Raw genomic sequence first — 23,523 nt, forward strand, 5'->3', positions numbered from 1 at the left:
GACACCGATCCCGGTCTATGACAGACACCGATCCCGGACTTCGCAAGCGCGTTCGCGCCCTGTTCGACAGCCGTTCGCTCGTCCGGATTGGGCTCTTTTTGATTCCGGCCGTCTTCCTGCTCGTAATCATCGGCGCGTCGCTGGTGTTTTTCGCGTGGGGGTCCGTGTGGTCGACGACGCCCGGCTTTGGCGGCCACTTCACGCTCTCGGGCTACTGGACCGCACTCACCAGCCCTGTCGTCCATCAGACGCTACAGAACACCCTGATCCTGGCGGTGGTCGGGACGGCCGTCGCGGTCGGGATCGGTCTGCTCGCGGTGGTCTTCACGCTCAAGATGGACATCCCACGGTGGCTGGCCAGCGTCGTCAGCGCGCTGATGATCATCCAGTTGCTGTTGCCCAACTTCATCCAGGCGCTGGCCTGGCAGTTCTACCTCGGCCCGCAGGGACCGATCAACCGCCTGTTCATGGCGTTACCGATGATCAGCGAGGCGGTCGTGGGACCACACAACATCTGGGCCATCGCGTTCATCTTCGGCACGCACTACGCCGGGCTGGTCTACCTGCTCACCAGCGGCGCGGTCAAGTCCATCCCGCCACAGCTCGAGGAGATTGCCCTCGTCTCGGGGGCCAGCCAGCGGTCGATCTTCTCCGAGATCGACCTCCAGCTGGTGGTTCCTTCCGTCCTCATCGCGGGGATCATCGTCTTCGTCCGCGGGATCCAGTCGTTCGGCGTCCCGCTAGTGCTGGGCGTCCGAAACAACGTCTACACGCTCGCGACGCTGATGTACTTCGAACTCAACGAGTTCCCCCGGAACTTCACGTTCATCGCGGCGGTGGGGATCATCATCCTGCTGTTGAGCCTCTGGCTGCTGTTGATCCAGCGTCGGATCTCGGGGTCCAAGGAGCAATACGAGACCCTGAAAGGGGCCGGCGAGGACACCGGGACGCTGCGGTTCTACGAGAACCGGCCGCTCGCCGGGGGCTTTCTCGCACTGCTCGTTTTCGCGTACCTCATGCCCATCGCGATGATCGTCCTCGGCAGCGTCCAGCGGGCCTGGGTCGGCCTTCGTTTCCAGTTCGTCCAGTGGGATCTCCAGGGGTATCGAACCCTGCTCGGCGGCGAGCGAACGGACGTCTTCGTCGAATCCGTGACCAACGCCACGATGCTCGGCGTCTCGGCGGCGCTACTGGCACTGTTCCTCGCGGTGATCGTCTCGTACCTCTCGATCAAGACCGACTGGAAGGGCGGCACCTTCCTGAACTACCTCTCGTATGCGCCCCTGGCGATCCCGGGGATCGTCGTCGCCACGGCGCTGCAGTGGATCATCCTGGAGTACCACCAGACCATCGGCTTTCTCTACGGGTCGCTGTACATTCTGGTTGCCGTCTACGCGGCGAAGTTCCTGATCTACGGCGTCCGAGCGGCCAACTCCTCGCTGCGCTCGGTCGGCTCGAACCTCGGCGAGGTCGGGTCGGTGCTCGGCGCGAGCACGCCGACGGTCATCAGGGAGATCTACGCACCGCTGATGGGTCCCGGGCTGCTGGCCGGATTCATCATCATCTTCATCGACACGACCAAGAGCCTCTCCATCCCGCTGATCCTCGGGGGCAACGAGTTCAAGATCGTCCAGAACGCGATCTGGCTGTTCATCACCGAGAGCCAGCTCAACGTCGCGGCGGCCTACTCGGTCATCTTACTCGCCGTCCTCACGACCATCTACATGATCGCCTACAAGCTCGGCATCGACATCACGAGCGTCTAACCGACACACGTCCCATTGTTTTCACGAGCGTCCGAGTCGACGGCAGGGGCATCTGCCCATCCAAGGATATAGGATCGCGGCCCCGCTGGAGTGACACATGACTCTCGAACTGTCGATGGCACTGGGCGGCCGAGACGTCACCGAGGCGCTGCTCGACGGCACGGTCGAACCCGACGGCATCGACCTCAACACGGTCTCGTTACACCCCTCGAACCGCCACCGGCGGTTCTTCTCCCATGGCCGCTTCGACGTCTGTGAGGTCGGGATGGCGTCGTACGTCTCCTCGCGGGCCGACACCGAGGCATATCCGTTCACCGCGATCCCGGTGTTCACGAACAAGCGATTCCGCCACGCCTACTTCTACAAGCACACCGACGCCGGGATCGAGGAACCCGCGGACCTCGAGGGCAAGACGGTCGGGATCTCCTCCTGGCAGACCGCCGCCAACGTCTGGACGCGCGGGATCATGCAGGAACACTACGATCTCGATCTCACCGACGTCGAGTGGTATCGCCGCAAACAGGACGACGTCCCGATCGAGGTGCCCGAGCGCTACGACGTCCGGGACCTGCCGGGCAAACACGGCGGGGACGCCGTCGCCGAGCGCGAGGACCTCATCGACGCGCTGGTCGCCGGCGACCTCGACGCCGTGATGGACCCCGCGGGTGCGACGATGCGGGCCGTCGACGCGGCCGAAACGACGGACTTCGTCTTCGAGGATCCGATCGCCGAGGAGCAACAGTACTTCCGGGAGACGGGGATCTTCCCGCCGAACCACGTCGTCGTGATCCGCGACGAGGTGCTCGAAGAGCACCCCTGGGTTGCGCTGAACATCTATCACGCCTTCTGTGAGGCGCGCGACCACTGCTTCGAGCGCAATCGGTCGCCGAGCACCAACGCTGCGATCACCTGGGCACCGCTGTATCTGCTCGAACAGCAGAACGTCCTGGGCGAGGCGGCGTGGGACTACGGCCTGACGGAGGCCAACCGCAAGGCCGTCGAAACGTTCCTCCAGTACAGCCACGAGCAGGGACTGATCGACGAGCGCTACGATGTCGAGGCGCTGTTCGACGAGAGTACGATCGCCCGCCCCGATCCAGCCTGAGGAGAGCCGGCGAGCGCACGACCAACCCGTCCGAATCCTGCCTGAGACTTGCGGCTGTCAGCGTCCGCCAGGTGAGACCCGAGCCGGGCCACCGAAACCCTCATTGGTCGGTCGTCGGTTTGGCCGAGTATGTCCCTCGAACTCTCGCTGTCGTGTGGCACTCGCGATCTGAACGAGGCACTGCTGACCGGCGCGGTCGAGCCGACCGGCATCGATCTGACCGTCATCCCGGAGTACCCGCCACGGCGCCACCGCCGATTCTTCGAACGCGGGGACTTCGACGTCTGTGAGGTCTCGCTGGCGTCGTACGTCTCCTCGCGGTCGGCCCCCGAGGAGTACCCCTTCACCGCCATTCCGGTGTTCCCGGCCAAGCGCTTTCGCCACTCGTTCTTCTTCAAGCACACTGACGCCGATATCAAGGAGCCGGCGGACCTCGAAGGCAGGAAAGTCGGCTGTCAGTCCTGGCAGACGACCGCGAACGTCTGGGTGCGGGGCATCATGCAGGAACACTACGACCTCGACCTCACCGAGGTGGAGTGGTACCGCCGCAAGGAGGACGACGTGCCGGTGGACATCCCCGAGAAGTTCGACATCCGGACGATCCCAGGACCACAGGGCGGGGAAGCCATCGTCGAACCCAACGACTTCCGCGACATGTTCTTCGACGGCGAACTGGCGGCGGCGATGGACCCCGCGGGGTCGTTCTTCCACGACGTGCTGGACGCCGAGAACGCCGAACTCTTCTTCGAGAACCCGATCGAAGAGGAACGCGCTTACTACGAGGAGACCGGTATCCATCCGATCATGCACACCGTGGCGATCCGCGACGAGATCCTCGAAGAACACCCCTGGGTTGCCGTGAACCTCTTCGACGCCTACTGCGAATCCCGGGATCGGTGTCTCGACGCCAACCGGTCGCCGAGCACCAACACCTCGATCACCTGGGCGCACCTCCACCTCGACGACCAGCGTGAGGTGCTCGGCGAGGACGCCTGGGAGTTCGGCCTGACCGACCGCACGACCCGGGAGGTCGAGACGTTCGTCGAGTACGCCGTCGACCAGGGGCTCGCGCCGCGGGCGTACGATCCCGCGGAACTGTTCGCCGACGTCTCGGTCGCCCGGTAGTTCCCGCGGGCGGAGAGACCCCGCAGCCCTTTTGAGGAGATAGCCCCCAGGCGACAGTGACACCATGGCAGCTGAATCGGCGTTGACCGTGACGGGGCTGCGGAAGGCCTTCGGCGATGAGTTCGAGCTCTCGGGGATCGACGTCACCGTCGGGACCGACGAGATTGTGGCGCTGCTGGGGCCGAGCGGCTGTGGCAAGACCACGGCGCTTCGGTGTATCGCCGGGGTCGAGACGCCCGACGCGGGGCGGATCGAGGCCGGGGGCAAACTCGTCCAGGGTGAGGGCGTCTCGCTCCCGCCCGAGCAGCGCGACATCGGGATGGTGTATCAGAACTACGCCATCTGGCCGCACAAGACCGTCTACGGGAACGTCGTCTTCCCGCTCGAACACGCCGAGCACGACGTGCCGGCCGACCGCTACGAGGAGCGCGTCGAGGAGATCCTCGACCTCGTCGAGATCGGCGACCTGAAGGACTCGCCGGCGACGGACCTCAGCGGCGGCCAGCAACAGCGGGTTGCCCTCGCGCGGTCGCTCGTTCACGACCCCGAACTGCTGTTGCTGGACGAACCCCTCTCGAACCTGGACAAGGGGCTGCGCAAGCACATGCGCTACGAACTCCAGCGCCTCCAACACGAGATCGACGTCTCCATGCTGTACGTGACCCACGATCAGGAGGAGGCGTTCTATCTCGCGGATCGCATCCTCGTCATGCGCGACGGCGAGGTGGTCGAGCGCGGCGAGCCTCGCGAGCTGTACAACCGGCCGACGTCGCCGTTCACGCGCCGGTTCGTCGGCGACCGCAACCGATTCATCGGACGGATCACGACGAACGCCGAGGGCGAGTCCCTCGTCGAGACGGACTTCGCAACGTTTCCGCTCGCCAGCGCCGACTTCGTGGCCGAGAGACTCGAGGACGCCCCGGCCACGTGTTTCGTCCGGCCCGCGGACATCTCGATCGGCCGGTTCGGCGGCGAACACGGCGGCGTCCTCGAGTTCGCCGGCACGGTCGTCGCCGAGGGCCTGCTCGACGAGCGATACGAGGTGACAGTCGATCTCGGAGGCACGAAACTGATCGTCCACACCGGCAACGGCCGGGAGTTCGAGCGTGGCGAATCGGTCCCGATCTACTTCGAACCGGGTGACGTTCAGGTGTACGCCGGCGACGAGTGACGTGGCCGTGACCGACTGTGCCACCCCGTGGGGGGTCTCGACCGGGAGCGAGCACCGTCGCCACAGGCTCAGGGTTTTTAATATGCCGCGACCGAAACACCGTGTGTGAGTCCATGAGTCGGCCCGAGGAGGACCAATCGGCGCGACCCGACCGCGAGGCGATCATCGAGGCGGCAGCGGCCGATCCCGACGCGTCCGCGGCGGACCTCGCCGAGGCGGTCCCGAACGCCACCCCGGAACTGGTCGAGCGCGTTCTCGGCGAGCACACCGTCCCGGGCACTGACGGGTCCGGAACCACCGACACCGACGCGTATCCCGACCGCGAGGACATCTCCGAGCGCCAGATCAGGACGCTCCAGGCCATCGCCGCCCACCCGGACGCGACCCAGCGCGACATCGCGAGCTTTCTCGACGTGACGGCTGCGACGGTCAGCAACCGGGTCAACAGCCTCCCCGGCTTCGACTGGGAGGACCGCCGCACGTTCGTCAGAGAGGTGCTCGATCTCGACGTGATCCCGGGTAGCGACCGGACGGCCGACGCCGGCGAGGGCGAACTCTACGAGACGGTCCAGGAGCTTCGCGACCGCGTCGATCGGCTCGAACGGCGACACGCTGGCGAGACATCGCGGGACGAACCGAGGAAGGCACCGTTCGACGACCCCGAGCTTGCCCGGAAGGTGATCCACCTCTGTCTGGAATCCGAGGCGATCACCGACGAGGAGGAACAGCGGATCCTGGCGTACTTCCTCGAATGACGCGACGCCCGCCACCGTCGTGACCGGCTGTGATCGAGGGGTACGAGGATGGGGGCCCCGACCTCAGAGGTCCCGTGTCGTCTCGAAGAACAGTTCCTCGACGTCGTACTCACGGTCGATCAGGCCCTGATCGTGAGCGTAGCCGACGAACGTCCGCAGTTCCTTTCGGGTCTTCGGGCGCAGGCCGTATTCCCAGGCGTCCTCGCCGAGGAGTTCGTGTTGCTCCTTGAAGTGGAGGTGATTCCAGGTCAGGGAGGTGTGGCTGCTGGGGCTGACGTTGCGCTGGATGCACTGTTCGAGGGCCTCGCTGAAGGCATCGTAGACGCTGACCGCGACCCAGGGATCGTCTTCGAGGATCTCGTCGCGGATCGCGACCGTGTGCATCATCGGGTGCATCCCCGTCTGCTCGAAGAACTCGATCTCCTCGGCCTGGGGGTCCGCGAACATGAACTCGGCCTCGTCGTTGCGACAGACCGCCCGGAACAGCGAGCCGGAGGGGTCCATCGCCGCGTCGAGTTCGCCCGAGAACAGCATGTCCTGCATGTCCCGGGGCTCGTAGATGGCGTCCCCGCCCTGCTTGCCGGGCACGCGCTGGATGTCGAACTTTTCGGGCAGTTCCACGGGAACGTCGTCCTCGCGACGGCGATACCACTCGACCTCAGTCAGATCGAGGTCGTAATGCTCCTGGGCAATACCGCGCACCCAGACGTCGGCGGTCGTCTGCCAGGACTGGGTGCCGACCTTCTTGCCTTCGAGATCCTTCGGTTCCTCGATACCCGCATCGGCGTTCTTATAGAAAAAGGCGAGTCGGAACTTCCGGTTGGGGAAGACGGGGATCGCGGTGTAGGGGAAGTCCTCGCCTTCGGCCATCGAGGAGACGTACGAGGCGACACACACTTCGGCGATGTCGAACTCGCCGTGCCGGAAGAACCGCCGGTGGCGCTTTGGCGGATACTCGCTGATCGGCGTCAGGTCGATCCCCTCGGGCTCGACGTCGCCAGTCAGCAGCGGCTGTACGGTGTCCATGTCGCCGACGCTCAAAGAGAGATCCAACGTCATAGCCACACCCGGGCCAGAACGATCTTAGCTCTTGTGCTCCGGGCCGACGGCCTCGAACGACGCGACCCCGTCCGGGAGCGGCGACCTCACTCCTCGGTGACCTCGAAGCTGAAGTGATAGGCCGGGAGCGGCCGCATGGGGTGGTTGTCCAGGTACGAGAGGTGCGGGAAGATCTCGAAGTTGGGTTCGTCCTCCTGCATCTCGTAGATGGTCGGGTAGATATCGATGAAGTGATAGCCCGGTTCGCCGGCGGCCGGGATGTCGAGTCTGATGACGCCGCCCTTGTCGTCGCCGCTGGTCCCGCAGGCGTAGCCAAGCGGCTTGTTGTCGTAGACGAGGAAGGGACCGTTCTCGTACATCGTCCAGCCGACGCCGGAGAGTTCGATCTCGATGGAAGAGCCGACCGGCCCCGACTGCGGTTCGAACCGCTCGATCCGGGGCTGGACGACGAAGCCAGTGACGGCGATCTCCTGGCCGTCGACTTCGGCCGTGATCGGGCGGGTCGACCCCTCCTCGGGCGGGATCTCGACCTCGACCTGAAAGCTACCGTCGGCGTCGGCCTGGACCGTCGGGAGGGTATCGCGGTGGGGTTCGGGCGTGATCGGGATGCCCTTCACGCGGTGGCCCTCGTGGCGGTACCAGATCAGGTCGACCTCGGCGTTGGGCGGGAAGTCCTCGCCGGTGATGAACGCCTGCGTGCCGGCCTGGCCCGACGTGGGCGTGATCTCCAGGCTGGCGTCGCTCTCGACGTCCAGGTCGGGGTAGTGGAGGTCGAGCGGTTGCTCGTCGAACTGTTCGTCCATCCAGCAGCCCGTGAGGTCGCCCTCGGGTTCGGTCACCTCGACGGTCCACCGGGAGGGACGGTCGCCACAGACCTCGCCGTAGGGCGACTGGGTGTTGTTCTGGAGGTAGGGGATTCCGCGATAGTTGCGCCAGACCTCGAGGACGTGTTTGCCGGGCGGGCCGACGGCGCGGATCTCGGCGGTGGCGGTCCCGCGGTTCTTCACGCCCGTCATGAACCCGAACGTGGAGTTGTCCCAGGAGACCTGGTAGTTGTTCGTGACGACGTTCGGGCCGAGGCCGTACCCCTTGAACGTGAACGTCTCGCCGAGGGGCACGGACTCCTCGGCGAGTTCGAACCACGGCGTGATATCGAACTCCGCGCGGTCGACCGTCTCGCCGTCGTGCTGGACTTCGATCTTGTGGGCCCCGCCGTAGTCCTGGGGGATGGTCCACTCCTGGTCGAAACTCCCCGATTCGTCGGTGGCCACTGTCAGAATGTGATCCGTCCGGGGGCGATACTGCGGGCCGACGATCTCGTTGCCCTTGAGCACGCCCCAGTCGCCGGCCGTCGAGTGCCACAGGACGTCGACGGACTCCCCGGCGGGGAAGTTCCGGCCTTTGATCGTGATCGTGTCGCCGACGTACCCTTCCTGGTCGCTCAGAACGACGGTGCCGGACGTCGTTCCCCCGATCCGGTGTTTCTCCAGGGTTTCCTCCAGTTCCGACGAAAGCGATGGTTCCTCGTCCATACCCCGGGATTGCGGACGTACACAAATATACTTGCTGTCGTCTCCAGATCGGTGGGAACGAGAACAGACTGCATCGGGCACAAACGGTCGCCATCGGTGCGAAGAAGCACAAACCTGGCAGTGAAAATCCCACCCGGCGACAAAGAATCACCCACCCGACGCCGGCAACCGAACAGCGACTCACCCCAGGAACAGGTTCAGCCAGGGGTAGCGGTCGAGATATGGTTTCGTCACCGGGTGTTCCTCGATGATGGCGTCCAGACCGAGGATCCGGCCGGTCCCGAACGCGCCGATCCCGAACAGCAACAGCACGTACACGAAGTGGAAGTCGATCAGGACCGACCCTTCGAGCGGGAACGCCGCAAGCCAGTAGAACGTCATCATGAGCGCGCCCCAGAACGCGCTGAACCGGACGAACGCCCCGGCGATCAACGCGAGCCCGACAAGTGTCAGTCCGAGTTGGTTCAGGGGTGTCAGTAACTGGTACCAGTACAATCCCGTGCCCAGGATCTCTCCAGTAGCCATGATGTCCCAGATGTTGTACCCGGCGAGGTTACTGAGCGGGTTCTCCGGGCCGATGCTGTAGGTGAGGAACCCGCGGACGCTCCACTCGGGATTGAGAACTTTCGTGATCCCGGCATAGAAGAACGTCCAGCCCATGATGAGCCGGAGACTGAGTAACGAGTACCCGATCCAGGTTTCGGAATACCTAAACGAGACTGCGCGACCGAACAACTCGGCGTCGAGTTCTCTTGTCGTCATACGTAGTGCCTCGAACGGAACATAGACGGCCAATTCCATAAAGACATGACCTCTTCCCGAGAGCCGGGAACCGTCCCCACGACGCAGTAGTGTCCCACAACTGGTTTGTCGAACCAGCCGACAGTGCGGGTATGGAAGACAAACCGCTCACCTGGGAGACGCTTTCGAGCGAAATTGCCTACTCCTGCGACGGCTTCGACGTGGTCAGAGAAACAGTGAGATTGCCCGACGGGGCGGAGGTCGACTTCGATTACCTCACCGAGAGCGAGAGTGTCGTCATTCTGCCGCTGACACCGGACGGCGACGTAGTTGTCATCGAAGAGTGGCGAGAACCGGTCCGGCGAGTCAACTACGGGCTGCCGGCGGGCAGCGTCGAGCCGGACGACGACGACCGCAGGACGGCAGTTGCCCGCGAACTCGAAGAGGAGACCGGCTACGAGCCCGGCGACGTGACCCACCTCACGACCGTCGAGCCCGCCAACGGCTTTTCGGATGCCGTCTTTCACTACTTTCTGGCCGAAAACTGCACGCCGACGGGCGAACAACGACTCGACGACGACGAATCGATCCGAGTGGAAACGACGACGCTGGATGGGCTTCTCGAAGCTGCCGAAAGCGGTGCACTCAGAGACGGCCGGACCATGCTCGGCGTGCTGTACTACGAGTTGTTCCAGGGGTGAGGCGTGGTAACCCGACGGGCACTCAGAAGGCGTCCTGGACGAGTTGGAGGGCCTGTTCGCGGTCCTCCCAGGGCACGAAGATGGCGATCGACGTGGCGCTCGTGATCACGTCAAGCAGGTTGATGTGGGCGTCCGAGACCGGGTTGATTACCTGTTTGACCGCGCCCGGCTGGTCAGGCAACTCGCCGCCGGTGACCCGGATCACGGCGACGTCCTGGATCACGGTGATACTCGAGAGGACGTCAGCGTCGACGACCTCGTCGTGGAGGATCGCCTCGGCCGACTCGGCCACGGCAGTGTCGAGGTAGAACGTGATCGAGTCCATCCCGCTGGAGACGGCCTCGACGTTGATGTCCTCGGCCGACAGGGCGTTCGAGAGCTGTGCGAGGATGCCCGACTGATTCCGGATCGACCGGCCGGCAGCGGTCAGACAGCACAGCTTGTTCTCCTGGAGGTCGATGAGTTTCTGGAACTCACCTTCGATTGATGTCCCGCCCTTCAACAGGTCGTCGTGCTGGTAATGGACGACGCGGACGTCCATGTTGCCGTCCTTGTACGAGAGGGCGCTCGGCGCGACGACTTCGGCCCCCCGAAAGGAGAGGTTCCGGAGTTCGTCGACGGAGATCTCGCCCACGTTGCGAGCGCCCTCGACGACCCGCGGATCACCGGTCATGACGCCCTCGACGTCGGTGACGATGACGACCTCGTCGGCGTCCATGTACTTCCCGAGCATCACCGCGGTCGTGTCGCTGCCACCGCGCCCCAACGTGGTGACGTCCCCACTGTGATCCTCGGCCAGGAAGCCAGTCATGACGGGCACGACATCCTGTAACTGCCCGGCCAGGGCGTGGGCGCGTTTTTTGGTCTCCTCGACGTCGACCTCGCCGTACTCGTCGGTGATGATCGGCCAGTCCTCGCTGCCGGGTTCGAGGAAATCGGCACCGATGCCGCGGGCGGACAGCGCCCCCTTGAGCATCCGGACGGACGTCCGCTCGCCCATGCTGACGATCTCGGCCTGGTCGGCCTCGTCGGCGTCGTACTCGATCTCGTCCAGCAGATGGTCCGTCGTCGACCCCATCGCGCTGGCGACCACAGCCACTTCGTGACCCTGTTCGACGACAGCAGCGATCGAGTCTGCCGCCCGCTCGATGCGATCACCGCTCCCCAGACTCGTGCCACCGAACTTGACTACGACGCGCATACGATCACCATGCCCCTGATACCGTGACTCATCCTGGCTGGTCATTAGCCCCCGGGCGAATAACTGCTTTCATTCGTGGTCGATATAATCGACGCTCGACACCGGAGCACGCTGTCCAACGGCATGATAGATCCCAGGAACGGGGCCGAACGCACCAGCTAACGTACCGACTACACCAGCGCACGGAATCTGCCCGGACCGATCCAGAAATCTGCCTGAAACTGAACCGCCGCAGTTATGTGAGCCAGAGCAAAACCTCGTATGTACCCCTCCGTCCATGGACTCCTCGGATACGCCCAGTGGTCTCTCCCGCCGCAGTCTACTTGGCGGTGCCAGCGCTGGCTTCGCCGCTTCGAGTGCCGGCTGCCTCCAGTACGCCCGCAGTCTCGTCGATCGAGAGTCCCCCAAGCAGGTGTCAGTGCGGATCAAGACTGTCCCGGCAGACGAAGACGAAGCAGCGGTCCAGATTGCACGGGCCTTGCAGAAAAACATGGAGACGGTCGGCATCGACGCGTCGATCGTCCTGATGACCGGAGCAGAGCTGCTTCGGGACGTGCTCCTCAACGAATCGTTCGACATCTACGTGAGTCAGTACCCCTCACATCACGATCCTGATTTCCTGCGACCGGCGCTACACTCGACGTTCGTCACCGAGCAGGGATGGCAAAATCCGTTCGGCATCTCCGATCTCGATCTCGACGAGCAGTTGACCGAACAGCGAACGGCCGTCGGAGCGGAGCGACAGCGTGCCGTCGCCGGCGTCGTCGGGTCCGTCACGGAGATCCAGCCGTTCGCGATGGTGTGTTTCCCCACGCGAATCACCGTCGTCCGAAACGACCGCTTCACCAACTGGAACGGCCTTGAGGACCCGATCAACTACCTGGCGTTGCGACGGACCGAAGACGCCCCCGACGGCGAACCCACGCTCCGGATCGCGTTAACGGACGACCGAATCACGAAGAACTACAATCCCCTTGCCGTGGAGTACAGGCGGCCGAACCCCCTGACTGACCTCCTTTACGATCCACTCGCTCGCCGTTCCGATGGAGAGATCCAACCCTGGCTGGCTGGTGACGTCACGTGGCAGTGGACCGAGGACACAGCCGTGACGGCGACCGTCAAACTCCGGGACGGGCTGACCTGGCACGACGGCCAACCCCTGACCGCAGCCGACGTCGCCTTTACGTACCGATTCCTCGACGACACGAGCCTCGGGACAGGAAACATGAACGTCCCCTCGCCCCGGTTTCGGGGGCGGACCTCACTGGTCGAGTCGGTCGAACGCCTCGACGCCCAGACAGTCCGGTTGGAGTTCGGTGACACGGCGGAAGCCGTCGCGGCCCGTGCGCTGACTGTCCCGATCCTGCCGTCGCACGTCTGGGAGGAAAAATCAGCGGCCACGAACATCGCCGGCATCAACATTTCCGAAGGAGTCACGCAAGCACTGACCTGGGCCAACCCCGATCCGGTGGGAAGCGGCCCGTTGCGATTCGAGTCTCGGACGCCGGGGGAGCGGGTCGTATTCTCGCGGTTCGACGACCACGTTCTGGTCGGTGGTGGCCCGGACCGCGTTTCCGTCCCCTTCGAACGCTTCGTCGTCCAGATCGCGCCGTCGGACACGGCAGCAGTCTCACTGGTTACCGACAGCACGGTCGACGCAACCGGCGATCCGATCCACCCGAAGGTTCTCGACAGGGTGACCGAAAACGACCCCATTGAGGTCCTCTTCGGGAACTCACGGTCGTTCTATCACGTCGGATTCAACACGCGGCGTGAGCCGTTCGGCAACGTCCGGTTTCGGCAAGCAGTCGCCCGACTCCTCGACGCCGAACACATCGCCTCGTCGGTGTTCGACGGCCATGCCACGCCAGCAGCGACGCCCCTGGCCGGCACCGACTGGGAGCCACCGGAGTTCGAATGGGACGGCACAGATCCGGTCGTTCCCTTTGCCGGGACGGACGGTGAACTCGACATTTCGGACGCAAGAGGCGCGTTCAGGGAAGCCGGGTATAGGTACGACGGCGACGGGAGACTCCTGAAATGACGGTCCCGATCGGACTCCTTGTCATGGTGGTCGCCGTCACCGTCGGGCTGGTGAGCGTCACGGCGGCCATCGTCATCGGGTGGCAACGGCTCGCCAGACTCCAGACCGAGTATCGCTCGACAGCCCGGGCGGCCATCCCGTCGCTTGCTGTGCTCGCCGGCGTGCTCGCGATCAACAGCGTCGTTCGGGATATCGGCGTGGAGATCTCCTGGCTCATCGGCTGGAACATCACCGACCAGATCTACGCGCTCGAGCGGAACCTCGTCCCAGTGATTCAGTCACTCTCCCACCCGTGGTTGACGATATACTTTTCGAAGATTTACATATACGGGTACGTCTTTTTGCTCGTGTTCCCGCTCGTTGCCTATCTCGTCCTCGATGACATGGAGTGGTTCCGGACGACAACGATGGCCTACGCGCTCAACTACGCGATCGGACTGGGAATGTACCTCATTTTTATCGCCTACGGCCCCCGGAACATGTTACCTGATCTCACTGAGGGGCTCCTGTATACGAACTGGCCGACGTCGCAGTTCCTCGTGAGTGAGGTCAACGCGAACACGAACGTCTTCCCGTCGCTGCATACGTCGCTGTCTGTGACGGTCATCGCCCTGGCCTACCGAACACGCCATGAATACCCGCGGTGGCTCCCGATCGCCACGCTCGTGGGCGGGAGCGTCGTGATCTCGACGATGTACTTGGCCATCCACTGGGGGACCGACGTCGTCGCAGGTGCTGTTCTCGGCGTGGGCTGTGTCTGGCTCGCCCAGCGACTCGTCGACATCGCCATCGTCGAGACGCTCGTCGATACTGCGATCACCGCACTCCAGGCATTGCGTCGGGGGCTATCACGCCTCCGGAACGGACGGTAGGAATCGCTGATTGGGTCCCGCTACATCGATGATACCCACTGGCTCAAGAACCGACCGAACCGATGGTCACGCGTTACTCGGCTCGCACAGACTGAGCCGACTCAGTCCCCTCGATCGATCCGTCAGGAAGCGGCGTTCGTTCGACCACCGTCCCGTCCACCGTGGGATACTGCTCGACGATTTCGCCCTCCGCGATATCGCCCTCCGCGATCATCTCCTCTAAGAGCCACCACGCCACCTCGACGTGCTCGGATTTTTCGACGTAGTACTCCGCGGGAACACCGAGTTCGTCGAGGCGGTCGGCGTCGACCCAGGCCTTGCCGTAGACGAGTGTGCCGTCGTCCGTGGTTTCGTCGAAGGGACGGCGGACGTTCTTGGCCATCCGCTTGAGGCGATTGCGATGTTGGGCAGCGTCTTTGAACACCGACGTACAGAAGTAGACCTTCGGGTGTTTGGCCATCGAGTCGAGCACGTCGTGGCTGCCCTCGACAGCACTCATGTGGTCCTCTTTCAGATCGAACCCTTTCTGTTGCATCCGCCGGTAGTTGCCCTGGCTCATCTCGAACTCGTTGACGTTGACGAATTCGGCGGCCCCCTCCTCGACGAAGGTGATGAACTCGTCCTCCGGCCGAATGCCGGGAATCTCGAAAGCCGGCGTGAGCCCTTCCTCACGGGCGATGTAGAGGATGTCTTCCCACTCGGTGCCGTGGAGGTCACCCCACATGTCCAGGGGCGGGTGGAACCGAATTTCGTCCAGACCGGCCTCGGCGAGGCGGCGCATGTTCTCGCGCCCCCCGGTGATGCCGGTATATAGGTGGATGTGGTGGTCCTCGCCGAACTCGTCTTTGAGCAGGGAGATATATCGGCAGGTGCGGTCCATGACTTCCTGGGGTTCGCCGCCGGTCAGTGACGATCCCAGCGCGTCCATGCGCTTTGCTTCCTCGATGAGGTCCTGGTCGTCCTCGACTTTCCGCTCGTTGGCGTAGACATCGGTGACGTTCTTGCGGTTCTCGCCGAGCGGACAGTAAAAACAGTCGCGCTGGTCGCAGTAGCCGTAGACAAAGATCACCATCTTGCCGCCCTTGGCACACTGCTCGCAGCCCTCTGAAATCATTGCGTAGAACTGTATACCCGACTCACGACTAAAAGACGTGCGGCTTGTGCAAGCCCGGCCGGTTACTCCTGGGATGGCCTCTCCACCTCGCTATTCGACCCCCGACCGTGGCAAGGAACGACGTCTGTCTCGGCGACCCGTTCAGCCGACACACCGTGTGTATATATGTCATTATATTCCTCGTACCATTAATACTTAGGAATCGCGGCCCACATCTGTTAGTATGCCGCACAATCAGGATGTCGAGAACGACACCGCAGACGTGACCTCGAAGTTCGAATGTATGGGCTGTGGAACGATCGTCGAGGCGGAGACCCACCCTGGCGAGTGTTCGGATTGTGGCGGTGAGTTCCAGAACCGGGCGAAGTCCCTCGAGTAAGGACCACGGACGGCCCGGTGATCGTCGATCGATAGATCGGGCTGACGCCGAGTCCACCGGCGATCAAACACCCGCTTGACCGTTCGGCTCTTTTATACAAACGGCGAGAGTATCAGCCCACATGGCGTCCAACAGGCGACAGTACCTCCGGCTGTGTGCGGCCGGTGCCGGCGGGGCACTCGCCGGCTGTGCTGGACTGTTCACAGACCCAAAGAGCACTGAGAACGACGGGATTCCCGGAAACACGGATACGGACGACGACCCGGAAACTCCCGGGAGCACGGACACCGGCGAGTTGATCGACGACTGGCAATACGATCCCCAGGAACAAGCCGAGGTTGCAAACACGAGCAGCGGTGTATTGCAATCCAGCGGCGGGAATGGAGCCGCTGCAGGAGGTGGGGGCTCGGGCGATCTTGGCTTTGCCGTCGGCGGGGCTTCGAACGTCGCCGACTTCCGGCGCAACGTCGAGGAGGAGTACCTGCCGCTCCCTGACAGCCTCCCAGTGGAGGGACTGTTCTACAACTACTACTTCGACACTGGCGGGACAGGTGAGTGCTCGTCGCTGTTCTGTCCCTCATACGCGACGGCGATCACGGCAGACCCGCTAGGCGAGTCAACGGGCCGGTATTTCACCGTCGGTCTGAACTCGACGCTGGATACGTCGACTTTCGAGCGTAAACGGCTCGACGTCGTGATCGTCCTCGACATCTCCGGATCGATGGGGTCGCAGTTCGACCAGTACTACTACGATCGATTCGGGAACAGACACACCGTCGAGGAGGGTGACAGCCGGTCGAAGATGGCGGTCGCCAAGGACGCCCTGGTGGCGCTGACCGAGCAACTCCACCCCGACGATCGGGTGGGGGTCGTCCTGTTCAACAACGAGCCGACCGTCGCCAAGCCACTCCGGGACGTCGAGACGACCGACATGGACGCGATCCGTGGGCACATCCGCGAGGACATCGAGGCCGGCGGCGGGACGAACATCGCCGACGGCATGGCCGAGGCCGCCGACATGCTCGGCGAATACGCTGACTCCGACCCCACGGAAGCCGAGACCAGACAGATCGTCATCACCGACGCGATGCCCAACACGGGCCAGACTGACGACCAGGCCCTGCAGGATCGCCTCGCGGGCTACGCCGAAGACGGGATCCACACGAGTTTCGTCGGCGTCGGCGTCGACTTCAATCCGGAACTCGTCGACGAGATCACCGCCGTCCGTGGCGCGAACTACCGGTCGGTCCACTCCGCCGAGGACTTCGAGACGTACCTCGGCGAGGAGTTCGAGTACATGGTGACGCCGCTCGTGTACGATCTCTCGGTGGAACTCGACGCTGCGGACGCCGAGATCGCGACCGTGTACGGCTCGACGGCTGCCGAAGACGCGACCGACGAACTGCTATCAGTGAACACGCTGTTCCCGTCCCCGAAATCGGACGGTGAAACGCGCGGCGGCGTGGTCCTGGTCAAACTCGACGGGGAAGCCAGCGGGGACATGACGTTGCGGGCGTCCTGGGAGGATCGATCGGGGTCGACGGACGAGACGACGCGGACCATCGAATTCCCGGAAGAGCCCCCGGAATATTTCGCAAACACGGGAATCCGGAAAGCGGTCCTGCTGGCCCGGTACGCCGACCTCCTGAAGAATTGGATGGTCCACGAGCGCGATCCCGACCGAGTCGCGGTCACGTCCGACGACGAGATCGGAGTCCCACCGGAAGACCTGCCACTCGGCGAGTGGGAACAGCAGTCCCAGCCGCTGGCGGTCTCTTCGCCCTACGAGTCCCGGATCGAACGGTTCCGGGCGTACTTCGAGGAGGAAGCTGATTCGATCGGTGACGACGAGCTCACCCAGGAACTCGACATGATGAGGAAGATACTCCAGGCGGCATGATTGCGGAAAACGGGGAAGCACTCTCGGCGGCAGCCAGGGCTTGACGGACTCACTCCCGATCAAGCACGTGAATGAACCGATCGAGCGAGCGGTGGACGCGGCGCTGGAACTGTGCCGAGACGGTCCAGCCAGCCTCGCGAGCCACCGCAGCCCAGGGTCGGTCCCCGACGACGACGGCCCGCGGCGCGACCCGACGGGCTTGCGCGAGTGCATCTTCGAGGAGCACAGCCAGCGAGTCAGCGGAGATCTTCGTCTGTCGACCGTACGGCGCATCGACGACGACGGCGTCGAACGCGTCGGTCCCGAATGGAAGCCGTCTGGCGTCGCCCCGGCAGACAAGGAACTCGTCAGCCCCCGCAGCCACGAGGTTCTCGCGCGTCCCCCGAACCATCTTCTCTAAGGCGTCGACGCCGACGACCGTCGCACCGACGCGACTTGCTTCCAGCAACAGACCGCCAGTCCCGCACATCGGGTCGAGCACGCGCGCGCCGGGCCGTGCGCCGGCAGCGTTGCCCAGCGCTCGGGCGAGAGCCGGATCCATGCTCCCCGGCTGGAAGAACGGCCGGTCAGTGGGGGCACGGTCGGTAAAGTCCCGCTCCGGTTCGACTGTGAGCCAGCCGAGCGCGCAGAGTCCGTCCTCGCCAGCAGCAGACGGGATTGCGATCGCGTCACCGTCCCATTCGGTCGTTGAGGGCGGGCCGGCGAACACCGCCCGGAGCTCGTGATCGGGATCGTCGAGGTCGACCGTAAACCCGCGCTCGACGAGGATCGAACCGAGCGCGCGTTCGACGGCCTGCGTGCTCACGCCCGTCGCGCCGCGGACGTCCCGCGCTCGCACCGCGACCGACCCCGAGCGGTCGATGCTGGCTGCCTCCACCAGTGCGCGAGCGCTCGCAAGGTCCGGTGCAGCCGTCCCGAGCAACTCGTTCACCCGGTGGGTCAGCGCCAGCTGTGACACCCGGTCGGTGATCCCGCGGGCAGTTGCGACACCCCCGCCGCGGACGGTGACCCGACTGGCCGCGCTCGCGGCCTCGTAGGCGGCGAAGGCGTCGTCGGTGCCGGCGAGTTCCAGCAGGTACACGCGTCTCAGCAACAGGGCTCGATGCTTGGTTCTGGCGATCGGGGCTGAAGACGGTTCGATCGTGGTGGACGCGGTCGAAATGGCTGCCTCTCGTTCTCACCTGAAATCCCGTCTATTTGCCCGTCAAAGCGACCGTACCCCGAATATAGGGGTGCTTATAAACGTTAAATACCAACCTTTATAAGCCTTAAATACGATTTATAGTTCGAGTCATGGTTGACCCCAAGGAAACAATCAACATCGAAAACGTCGTCGCCTCAACCGGTATCGGTCAGGAGCTCGATCTGCAGAGCGTGGCGATGGACCTCGAAGGGGCCGATTACGACCCCGAGCAGTTCCCCGGCCTCGTCTATCGTACCCAGGAACCCAAGTCGGCGGCGCTGATTTTCCGGTCGGGCAAGATCGTCTGTACCGGCGCAAAGAGTACCGACGACGTCCACGAGAGTCTTCGGATCGTCTTCGGGAAGCTCCGTGACCTGGAGATCCAGGTCGACGAGGACCCCGAGATCGTCGTCCAGAACATCGTCACCTCGGCCGATCTGGGCCGGAATCTCAACCTGAACGCGATCGCGATCGGGCTGGGCCTGGAGAACATCGAGTACGAACCCGAGCAGTTCCCCGGTCTCGTCTACCGGCTGGACGACCCCGACGTCGTCGCACTCCTCTTTGGCTCCGGCAAACTCGTCATCACCGGCGGCAAGGAACCCGACGACGCCAAGAAGGCCGTCGACAAGATCGTCTCCCGGCTCGAGGAACTCGGCCTCCTCGAATAACAACGCAGAAACGACTGCGACTCGAATCGCGAGTATGTGGACGCTCTCCCCGTCTTTCTCTTTCGCTTCGATCGACGCGCCAGCGGTGTCACTCGCATCGATCCCGTTGCAGGGCGGGCCATTCAGCAGCACCCTCGTCCTACTGGTCGCAACCTTCGTCGGGGCGTGGGTTTTCTACGCCGTGACACTCCACCTCGCAGCGACGTTCTTTATCGGTGAAGTCCGTTCCCAGCGGGCTGCCTATGCCGGTGCCGTGCCGGCGGTCGTCTCGCTGCTGCTCCAGCGCTACGGCGTGGCGAGCGTCGGCTTCGTCTCCCCCGAGTTGGGTGTCGGGATCGTCGTCGTCGCGACCGTTCTCGCCGACGCCGTCGCGATCTCGACGGTCTATGACCTGCCCCGACCCGCGACGGCCGCGCTGACGCTGCTGCACGTCGCCTTCGCCACGGTGCTCGGGATCGCGCTGGCGAATCTCTTCGGGATGGTCTAAGCGCGGATCGGCACCATTTGATCACAAGTCCCGCAATATTGTGCTCGAACTGTTGACTGCTACCAAGCGATAATGGCCCGCAAAACATGACTATTCATGCAGAATACGGCGTATAGTTCGCCCGAAGCGAGTCGTTTATACGCGACGGTATTGTACTATCAATACACAATGGCAGACGTAGCGATCATCGGTGGCGGTCCGGCTGGATTGGCCGCAGCCGTCTACACGGCACGCGCAGATCAGGAAACGCTCGTCTTCGACAAGGGCGGCGGCACGACCAGGGATGTCGACTGGATGGAGAACGTCTACGGGTTCCCGGAGGGCGCGAGCGGCCCCGAACTCGTCGACGTGGGCCGCGAGCAGGCGACGAAGTTCGGCGCGGCGATCGTTGAGGAGGAGGTCGTCCAGGTCGGCGAGGACGGCGACGGCTACCACATCGAGACCGAGGTCGACGAGTACGAGGTGAAGGGCGTCATCCTCGCGACCGGCGCGTCCTACGAGACGCCGGCGATCCCTCACGTTGATGACTACGAGGGCGGCGGCGTCTCCTACTGCGTGGAGTGTGACGCCTTCTTCTATCGCGACAAGCCGGTCGCGGTCGTCGGCGCGGGCAACTACGCCGCAAAGGAGGCGATGATGCTGCTGGATTACACCGACGACGTGCGCGTGCTCACCAACGGCAACGCTATCGACATGGACGACGCGCTGCTCGACCAGCTCGAGGGCGAGGGCATTCCGGTCATCGAGGAACCGGTCGATCACATCGTGGGCGACGAGGTCGTCGAGGGTGTCGAACTCGACGCCGGCGAGCAACTCGACGTCGAAGGCGTCTTCATCGCGCTCGGCGCGGCGGGCGGGACGGACATCGCCGACATGCTGGGCATTCCGCGTGACGGTTCGTACCTCGACGTCGACGAGGACCAGTACACGGGCGTCGACCGCGTCTACGCTGCCGGCGACCTGACTGGCGGGCAACGCCAGGTCAACGTCTCGGTCGGCGAGGGGACGACGGCGGCGATCAACCTGCTGGAGGACTTCCGCGGCGGCGAGTACATCGACTACAAGAAGATCGAAGCCTAGGCCGGACGAGCGGGGCAATCAGTTCCGGGCGTGACAGCGATCTCAGGGCAGTGACTCCGCAGCACTGAGAAGTTCATCTTCGGTTTGCCAGCGGTACAGGCGTCCCTCACGTTCGAACAAGTCGAAGACACCATCTTGCATCCAGCCGAACGGATGGTCTACATTGTTGTATTCGCGTTTGAGGACGTGGCTCTTCGCGAAGTACTCGGTCGTGCCGACAAGCAGTCCCTGCTCAACAAGGAAGTCACTCGGCTCCTTCTCGGCGACGCCGACGAGATACGTCACGATATCCGCGATCAGGCAGAACTTCTGAATGCTGTTGTCCCACTCTCCTTGAACGTCGACCATCCGGAACGCGTAGGCATCGGTGCGTCGATTGAGGCGGTCGACGACCAGGTTGAGTCGTCGGATCTGCTCTCGATCGTAGTTCCCGAGGACGAAGTAGGATCGGTCGTTCTCATAGACGGGCGTTAACTCGCTCAACGCGTGGAGAACTTCCTCGTTGTCGGAAAGCGAGAGTTCCTCCTCGTCAAGTTGCTCGCTCGCACTCCCGAGGACTTCCTCAGGGACAGGCGGCGCGTCCATGCTCCACATTTCAGACACGCTAAAATGTAGTTTGCGAATTAATTAACGAACGATAGTAGACCAATTTTACTATAGAGTAAATTACCTAGGAGTAAACTACTTGTCGCCAGAGCGCGAACAATGACTTATGAGCACCGATCTGGAAACCGTTGAGGGGACAGAAACCCGCGAACTCGTCCACTTCGTCACCCAGCAGACGCGGTTTGCCCTCCTCAACAACATCCTTCAGCATCCCGAACAACTCCCGTCGATGTACGAGCTGGAGGAACTCAACCCCAGCGTGAGCGAGGCCACCGTCTACAAGCACGTCCAGAAGCTGATAGACGCCGGCATCGTCGAGGAGGTCGCCCTCGCGGACGACCGGCGACGGCAGGGCTACCCCTGGAAGTTCTACGGGCTGACCGAGGAGGGCCGGGCGTTCCTCGAGGACCACAATCTGCTCGCGGCCGAGGAGACGCTCCAGCGGATCTACGAGACCATCTCGGACAAACCCGAGAAGATGGTCAAATACGAGAACGCGCCGCGTCCTGAGTCATAGATGCCTGAGACGGTTAATCGAGCTTCATTCTGCGAGCGGTCTCCAAAGCGTGCATCCCACGCCGGAGACAGCACACTAAAGAGCGTTCCCCTTCGCAATACGCCCAATGACGAGTTTGGGCACGGCGAGCGCCGATCCCGGCGAGGTCGCCACCGGGCGACTGTACGTCGGCGAGACACGGGACGGGAGTGACGTCGGGTTGCCGGTGGCGGTCGTCAACGGAACAGAAGACGGGAAGACACTGTATCTGCAGGCCGCCAGTGACGGCGACGAACTCAACGGCGTCGGCGTGATCCAGCGGCTGGTCCCGCGACTCGATCCGACGGAAATCAGCGGGACGATCCTGATCGTCGGGATCGTCAACTACCACGCCTTCCAGGTGGCCGAGCACCGCAACCCGATCGACGACACGAAGATGAACCGGGCCTACCCCGGCGAGGAGACGGGGACAACCAGCGAGCGCATCGCCGCAGCGACGTTCGAGGCGGCGACGCGGGCCGACCTCGTTGTTGACCTCCACCAGGGTTCGACCAGCCGGATGATCGATGAGACACGCGTCCGGTGTGGCACCCGCCATCGCCTCCACGACGAGTGTCTCGAACTCGCGAAGGCCTTCGACTGCGGGACCGTCCTCGACAAGAAGGGGCCCGACGGCCAACTCGCACGGGCCGCCCCCGACGACGGCGTCCCGACGATCGATCCGGAACTCGGCGGGGCGGTCGGGTTCGACCAGGAGTCGATCAAGATCGGCGTCACAGGCGTCCGGAACGTGCTCAGGCACTACAACTTTCTCGACGGAGAGGCCCCGATGGAACCCCAGACCAGAGCGAGTTCCTTCGACCAGTACGGCGCGCCGGCGGGCGGGCTCGTCGACTTCGAGCCCGATCTGGGTGACCGGGTCGACACCGGCGAGACGCTGTTCACCGTCACCGACGTCTTCGGGACGGTCAAGGAGCGGGTGACCGCCGACTCGACGGGCATCTTCTGGCGGACACGCCGGCTCCCGCAAGTGGCGACCGGCGAATACGTCTGTTCTGTCGGCACCGATATCGACTCGTACTGACGTGCCGGCTTTCGGTTCGTTCGTGGGCGCGCCCCGGCCGCCCCCGTTTCGACAGGACTTACATCGACAGGGGTCGAACCACGCGAGGAAGCCACATGATCGTACTCCACGCGTCGTTCCCGATCAAGCCCGAGAAACGAGAGCAAGCCATCGAACTCACCGACGACCTCGTCGAGGGGTCGAACCAGGAGGACGGCACCATCGAGTACCGGGCCACGGTCGACCTTCAGGACGAGAACGTGATCCGGTTCATCGAGCGCTACGAGGACGCCGAAGCGCTGGAGGCCCACACCCAGACCGACCATTACCAGGCCTTCGGCGAACACCTCCCGGACCTGCTCGACGGCGAGCCCGAAGTGCTGCGCTTCGACGTCGAGTCGATGGAAGCACTCGACGTATAGGGCGACAATCACGAGATTTATCTTCGCCGGATCAGTGTCACGACACTGTG

23 protein-coding genes are annotated in these 23,523 nt (G+C 63.6%); 16 read left to right on the plus strand and 7 right to left on the minus strand.

The features are described from left to right. The first annotated feature begins 17 nt into the window (after positions 1-17). The 5 genes from HUTA_RS06020 to HUTA_RS06040 all read left to right on the plus strand — a co-directional run bounded on the left by HUTA_RS06020 (position 18) and on the right by HUTA_RS06040 (position 5,922). Positions 18-1,766: an ABC transporter permease gene (locus HUTA_RS06020; protein ID WP_015788984.1), complete on the plus strand. Its 1,749-nt coding sequence runs from the start codon at positions 18-20 to the stop codon at positions 1,764-1,766. A 97-nt stretch (positions 1,767-1,863) separates the two neighbouring features. Next, positions 1,864-2,871, plus strand: a complete 1,008-nt coding sequence (locus HUTA_RS06025) for a substrate-binding domain-containing protein (RefSeq protein WP_015788985.1) — start codon at positions 1,864-1,866, stop codon at positions 2,869-2,871. 129 nt (positions 2,872-3,000) lie between these two features. Continuing rightward, positions 3,001-3,996, plus strand: a complete 996-nt coding sequence (locus HUTA_RS06030) for a substrate-binding domain-containing protein (protein WP_015788986.1) — start codon at positions 3,001-3,003, stop codon at positions 3,994-3,996. 64 nt (positions 3,997-4,060) lie between these two features. Beyond that, positions 4,061-5,167, plus strand: coding sequence for an ABC transporter ATP-binding protein (locus tag HUTA_RS06035; RefSeq protein ID WP_015788987.1), 1,107 nt, complete (start codon positions 4,061-4,063; stop codon positions 5,165-5,167). Positions 5,168-5,280: 113 nt separating this feature from the next. Beyond that, positions 5,281-5,922 (plus strand): MarR family transcriptional regulator, encoded by a 642-nt coding sequence (locus tag HUTA_RS06040; RefSeq protein WP_015788988.1) that lies wholly within the window; start codon positions 5,281-5,283, stop codon positions 5,920-5,922. A gap of 63 nt (positions 5,923-5,985) precedes the next feature. On the opposite strand, the gene HUTA_RS06045 is transcribed toward HUTA_RS06040, so the two are convergent. From HUTA_RS06045 to HUTA_RS06055, 3 genes are all read right to left on the minus strand, one after another. Continuing rightward, positions 5,986-6,981: a substrate-binding domain-containing protein gene (locus HUTA_RS06045; protein WP_015788989.1), complete on the minus strand. Its 996-nt coding sequence runs from the start codon at positions 6,979-6,981 to the stop codon at positions 5,986-5,988. Positions 6,982-7,067: 86 nt separating this feature from the next. Continuing rightward, positions 7,068-8,513, minus strand: a complete 1,446-nt coding sequence (locus tag HUTA_RS06050) for a hypothetical protein (protein WP_015788990.1) — start codon at positions 8,511-8,513, stop codon at positions 7,068-7,070. 180 nt (positions 8,514-8,693) lie between these two features. Continuing rightward, entirely contained in the window at positions 8,694-9,275 is a 582-nt protein-coding gene (locus HUTA_RS06055; RefSeq protein ID WP_049941425.1) for a DoxX family membrane protein, read from the minus strand. 131 nt (positions 9,276-9,406) lie between these two features. On the opposite strand from HUTA_RS06055, the gene HUTA_RS06060 reads away from it, so the two are divergent. Further along, positions 9,407-9,955 carry an NUDIX hydrolase gene (locus HUTA_RS06060; protein WP_015788992.1) on the plus strand — a complete coding sequence of 183 codons (549 nt, stop codon included), beginning with the start codon at positions 9,407-9,409 and terminating at the stop codon, positions 9,953-9,955. Between the two features lie 22 nt (positions 9,956-9,977). Here HUTA_RS06060 and HUTA_RS06065 read toward each other — a convergent pair whose 3' ends face one another. Beyond that, complete coding sequence (locus HUTA_RS06065) at positions 9,978-11,156, minus strand: aspartate kinase (protein ID WP_015788993.1); 1,179 nt, start codon at positions 11,154-11,156, stop codon at positions 9,978-9,980. A gap of 277 nt (positions 11,157-11,433) precedes the next feature. Here HUTA_RS06065 and HUTA_RS06070 point away from each other — a divergent pair, with 277 nt between their 5' ends. Together HUTA_RS06070 and HUTA_RS06075 are read left to right on the plus strand one after the other, a co-directional pair. After that, positions 11,434-13,200: an ABC transporter substrate-binding protein gene (locus tag HUTA_RS06070; RefSeq protein WP_015788994.1), complete on the plus strand. Its 1,767-nt coding sequence runs from the start codon at positions 11,434-11,436 to the stop codon at positions 13,198-13,200. After that, the gene (locus HUTA_RS06075; protein WP_015788995.1) at positions 13,197-14,072 is read left to right on the plus strand and encodes a phosphatase PAP2 family protein; all 876 of its coding nucleotides are present in this window, start codon (positions 13,197-13,199) and stop codon (positions 14,070-14,072) included. The genes HUTA_RS06070 and HUTA_RS06075 overlap by 4 nt, the downstream gene beginning before the upstream one ends. Positions 14,073-14,145: 73 nt before the next feature. Here HUTA_RS06075 and HUTA_RS06080 read toward each other — a convergent pair whose 3' ends face one another. Beyond that, positions 14,146-15,186 (minus strand): radical SAM protein, encoded by a 1,041-nt coding sequence (locus HUTA_RS06080; RefSeq protein WP_015788996.1) that lies wholly within the window; start codon positions 15,184-15,186, stop codon positions 14,146-14,148. A 223-nt stretch (positions 15,187-15,409) separates the two neighbouring features. Between HUTA_RS06080 and HUTA_RS15245 the strand changes: the two genes are divergently transcribed. Further along, positions 15,410-15,565: a rubrerythrin-like domain-containing protein gene (locus tag HUTA_RS15245; protein WP_015788997.1), complete on the plus strand. Its 156-nt coding sequence runs from the start codon at positions 15,410-15,412 to the stop codon at positions 15,563-15,565. Between the two features lie 121 nt (positions 15,566-15,686). After that, the gene (locus HUTA_RS06085) at positions 15,687-17,465 is read left to right on the plus strand and encodes a vWA domain-containing protein (RefSeq protein WP_015788998.1); all 1,779 of its coding nucleotides are present in this window, start codon (positions 15,687-15,689) and stop codon (positions 17,463-17,465) included. 49 nt (positions 17,466-17,514) lie between these two features. Here HUTA_RS06085 and HUTA_RS06090 read toward each other — a convergent pair whose 3' ends face one another. Continuing rightward, complete coding sequence (locus HUTA_RS06090; protein WP_015788999.1) at positions 17,515-18,546, minus strand: methyltransferase domain-containing protein; 1,032 nt, start codon at positions 18,544-18,546, stop codon at positions 17,515-17,517. Positions 18,547-18,758: 212 nt separating this feature from the next. Here HUTA_RS06090 and HUTA_RS06095 point away from each other — a divergent pair, with 212 nt between their 5' ends. The 3 genes from HUTA_RS06095 (at position 18,759) to HUTA_RS06105 (ending at position 20,886) form a co-directional block, all read left to right on the plus strand. Continuing rightward, positions 18,759-19,319 carry a TATA-box-binding protein gene (locus HUTA_RS06095; RefSeq protein ID WP_015789000.1) on the plus strand — a complete coding sequence of 187 codons (561 nt, stop codon included), beginning with the start codon at positions 18,759-18,761 and terminating at the stop codon, positions 19,317-19,319. 34 nt (positions 19,320-19,353) lie between these two features. Beyond that, complete coding sequence (locus HUTA_RS06100) at positions 19,354-19,806, plus strand: DUF7473 family protein (RefSeq protein ID WP_015789001.1); 453 nt, start codon at positions 19,354-19,356, stop codon at positions 19,804-19,806. A 168-nt stretch (positions 19,807-19,974) separates the two neighbouring features. Then, positions 19,975-20,886 carry an NAD(P)/FAD-dependent oxidoreductase gene (locus tag HUTA_RS06105; RefSeq protein ID WP_049941218.1) on the plus strand — a complete coding sequence of 304 codons (912 nt, stop codon included), beginning with the start codon at positions 19,975-19,977 and terminating at the stop codon, positions 20,884-20,886. Positions 20,887-20,928: 42 nt separating this feature from the next. Here HUTA_RS06105 and HUTA_RS06110 read toward each other — a convergent pair whose 3' ends face one another. Continuing rightward, entirely contained in the window at positions 20,929-21,480 is a 552-nt protein-coding gene (locus tag HUTA_RS06110) for a hypothetical protein (RefSeq protein ID WP_015789003.1), read from the minus strand. A 118-nt stretch (positions 21,481-21,598) separates the two neighbouring features. Here HUTA_RS06110 and HUTA_RS06115 point away from each other — a divergent pair, with 118 nt between their 5' ends. From HUTA_RS06115 to HUTA_RS06125, 3 genes are all read left to right on the plus strand, one after another. After that, positions 21,599-22,009: a MarR family winged helix-turn-helix transcriptional regulator gene (locus tag HUTA_RS06115; RefSeq protein ID WP_015789004.1), complete on the plus strand. Its 411-nt coding sequence runs from the start codon at positions 21,599-21,601 to the stop codon at positions 22,007-22,009. 106 nt (positions 22,010-22,115) lie between these two features. Continuing rightward, complete coding sequence (locus HUTA_RS06120) at positions 22,116-23,072, plus strand: succinylglutamate desuccinylase/aspartoacylase family protein (protein WP_015789005.1); 957 nt, start codon at positions 22,116-22,118, stop codon at positions 23,070-23,072. A 95-nt stretch (positions 23,073-23,167) separates the two neighbouring features. Further along, positions 23,168-23,473 (plus strand): putative quinol monooxygenase, encoded by a 306-nt coding sequence (locus tag HUTA_RS06125; protein WP_015789006.1) that lies wholly within the window; start codon positions 23,168-23,170, stop codon positions 23,471-23,473. Positions 23,474-23,523 lie beyond the last annotated feature (50 nt).

This window comes from Halorhabdus utahensis DSM 12940, assembly GCF_000023945.1.
Classification (GTDB): domain Archaea; phylum Halobacteriota; class Halobacteria; order Halobacteriales; family Haloarculaceae; genus Halorhabdus; species Halorhabdus utahensis.

Coding starts and splice junctions, on each gene's coding strand:
- HUTA_RS06035 (WP_015788987.1), top strand. CDS start 4,061: ATGGCAGCTGAATCGGCGTTGACCGTGACGGGGCTGCGGAAGGCCTTC.
- HUTA_RS15245 (WP_015788997.1), top strand. CDS start 15,410: ATGCCGCACAATCAGGATGTCGAGAACGACACCGCAGACGTGACCTCG.
- HUTA_RS06105 (WP_049941218.1), top strand. CDS start 19,975: ATGGCAGACGTAGCGATCATCGGTGGCGGTCCGGCTGGATTGGCCGCA.
- HUTA_RS06120 (WP_015789005.1), top strand. CDS start 22,116: ATGACGAGTTTGGGCACGGCGAGCGCCGATCCCGGCGAGGTCGCCACC.
- HUTA_RS06070 (WP_015788994.1), top strand. CDS start 11,434: ATGGACTCCTCGGATACGCCCAGTGGTCTCTCCCGCCGCAGTCTACTT.
- HUTA_RS06110 (WP_015789003.1), bottom strand. CDS start 21,480: ATGTGGAGCATGGACGCGCCGCCTGTCCCTGAGGAAGTCCTCGGGAGT.
- HUTA_RS06100 (WP_015789001.1), top strand. CDS start 19,354: ATGTGGACGCTCTCCCCGTCTTTCTCTTTCGCTTCGATCGACGCGCCA.
- HUTA_RS06045 (WP_015788989.1), bottom strand. CDS start 6,981: ATGACGTTGGATCTCTCTTTGAGCGTCGGCGACATGGACACCGTACAG.
- HUTA_RS06020 (WP_015788984.1), top strand. CDS start 18: ATGACAGACACCGATCCCGGACTTCGCAAGCGCGTTCGCGCCCTGTTC.
- HUTA_RS06065 (WP_015788993.1), bottom strand. CDS start 11,156: ATGCGCGTCGTAGTCAAGTTCGGTGGCACGAGTCTGGGGAGCGGTGAT.
- HUTA_RS06115 (WP_015789004.1), top strand. CDS start 21,599: ATGAGCACCGATCTGGAAACCGTTGAGGGGACAGAAACCCGCGAACTC.
- HUTA_RS06075 (WP_015788995.1), top strand. CDS start 13,197: ATGACGGTCCCGATCGGACTCCTTGTCATGGTGGTCGCCGTCACCGTC.
- HUTA_RS06025 (WP_015788985.1), top strand. CDS start 1,864: ATGACTCTCGAACTGTCGATGGCACTGGGCGGCCGAGACGTCACCGAG.
- HUTA_RS06055 (WP_049941425.1), bottom strand. CDS start 9,275: ATGACGACAAGAGAACTCGACGCCGAGTTGTTCGGTCGCGCAGTCTCG.
- HUTA_RS06125 (WP_015789006.1), top strand. CDS start 23,168: ATGATCGTACTCCACGCGTCGTTCCCGATCAAGCCCGAGAAACGAGAG.
- HUTA_RS06060 (WP_015788992.1), top strand. CDS start 9,407: ATGGAAGACAAACCGCTCACCTGGGAGACGCTTTCGAGCGAAATTGCC.
- HUTA_RS06080 (WP_015788996.1), bottom strand. CDS start 15,186: ATGATTTCAGAGGGCTGCGAGCAGTGTGCCAAGGGCGGCAAGATGGTG.
- HUTA_RS06050 (WP_015788990.1), bottom strand. CDS start 8,513: ATGGACGAGGAACCATCGCTTTCGTCGGAACTGGAGGAAACCCTGGAG.
- HUTA_RS06085 (WP_015788998.1), top strand. CDS start 15,687: ATGGCGTCCAACAGGCGACAGTACCTCCGGCTGTGTGCGGCCGGTGCC.
- HUTA_RS06040 (WP_015788988.1), top strand. CDS start 5,281: ATGAGTCGGCCCGAGGAGGACCAATCGGCGCGACCCGACCGCGAGGCG.
- HUTA_RS06095 (WP_015789000.1), top strand. CDS start 18,759: ATGGTTGACCCCAAGGAAACAATCAACATCGAAAACGTCGTCGCCTCA.
- HUTA_RS06030 (WP_015788986.1), top strand. CDS start 3,001: ATGTCCCTCGAACTCTCGCTGTCGTGTGGCACTCGCGATCTGAACGAG.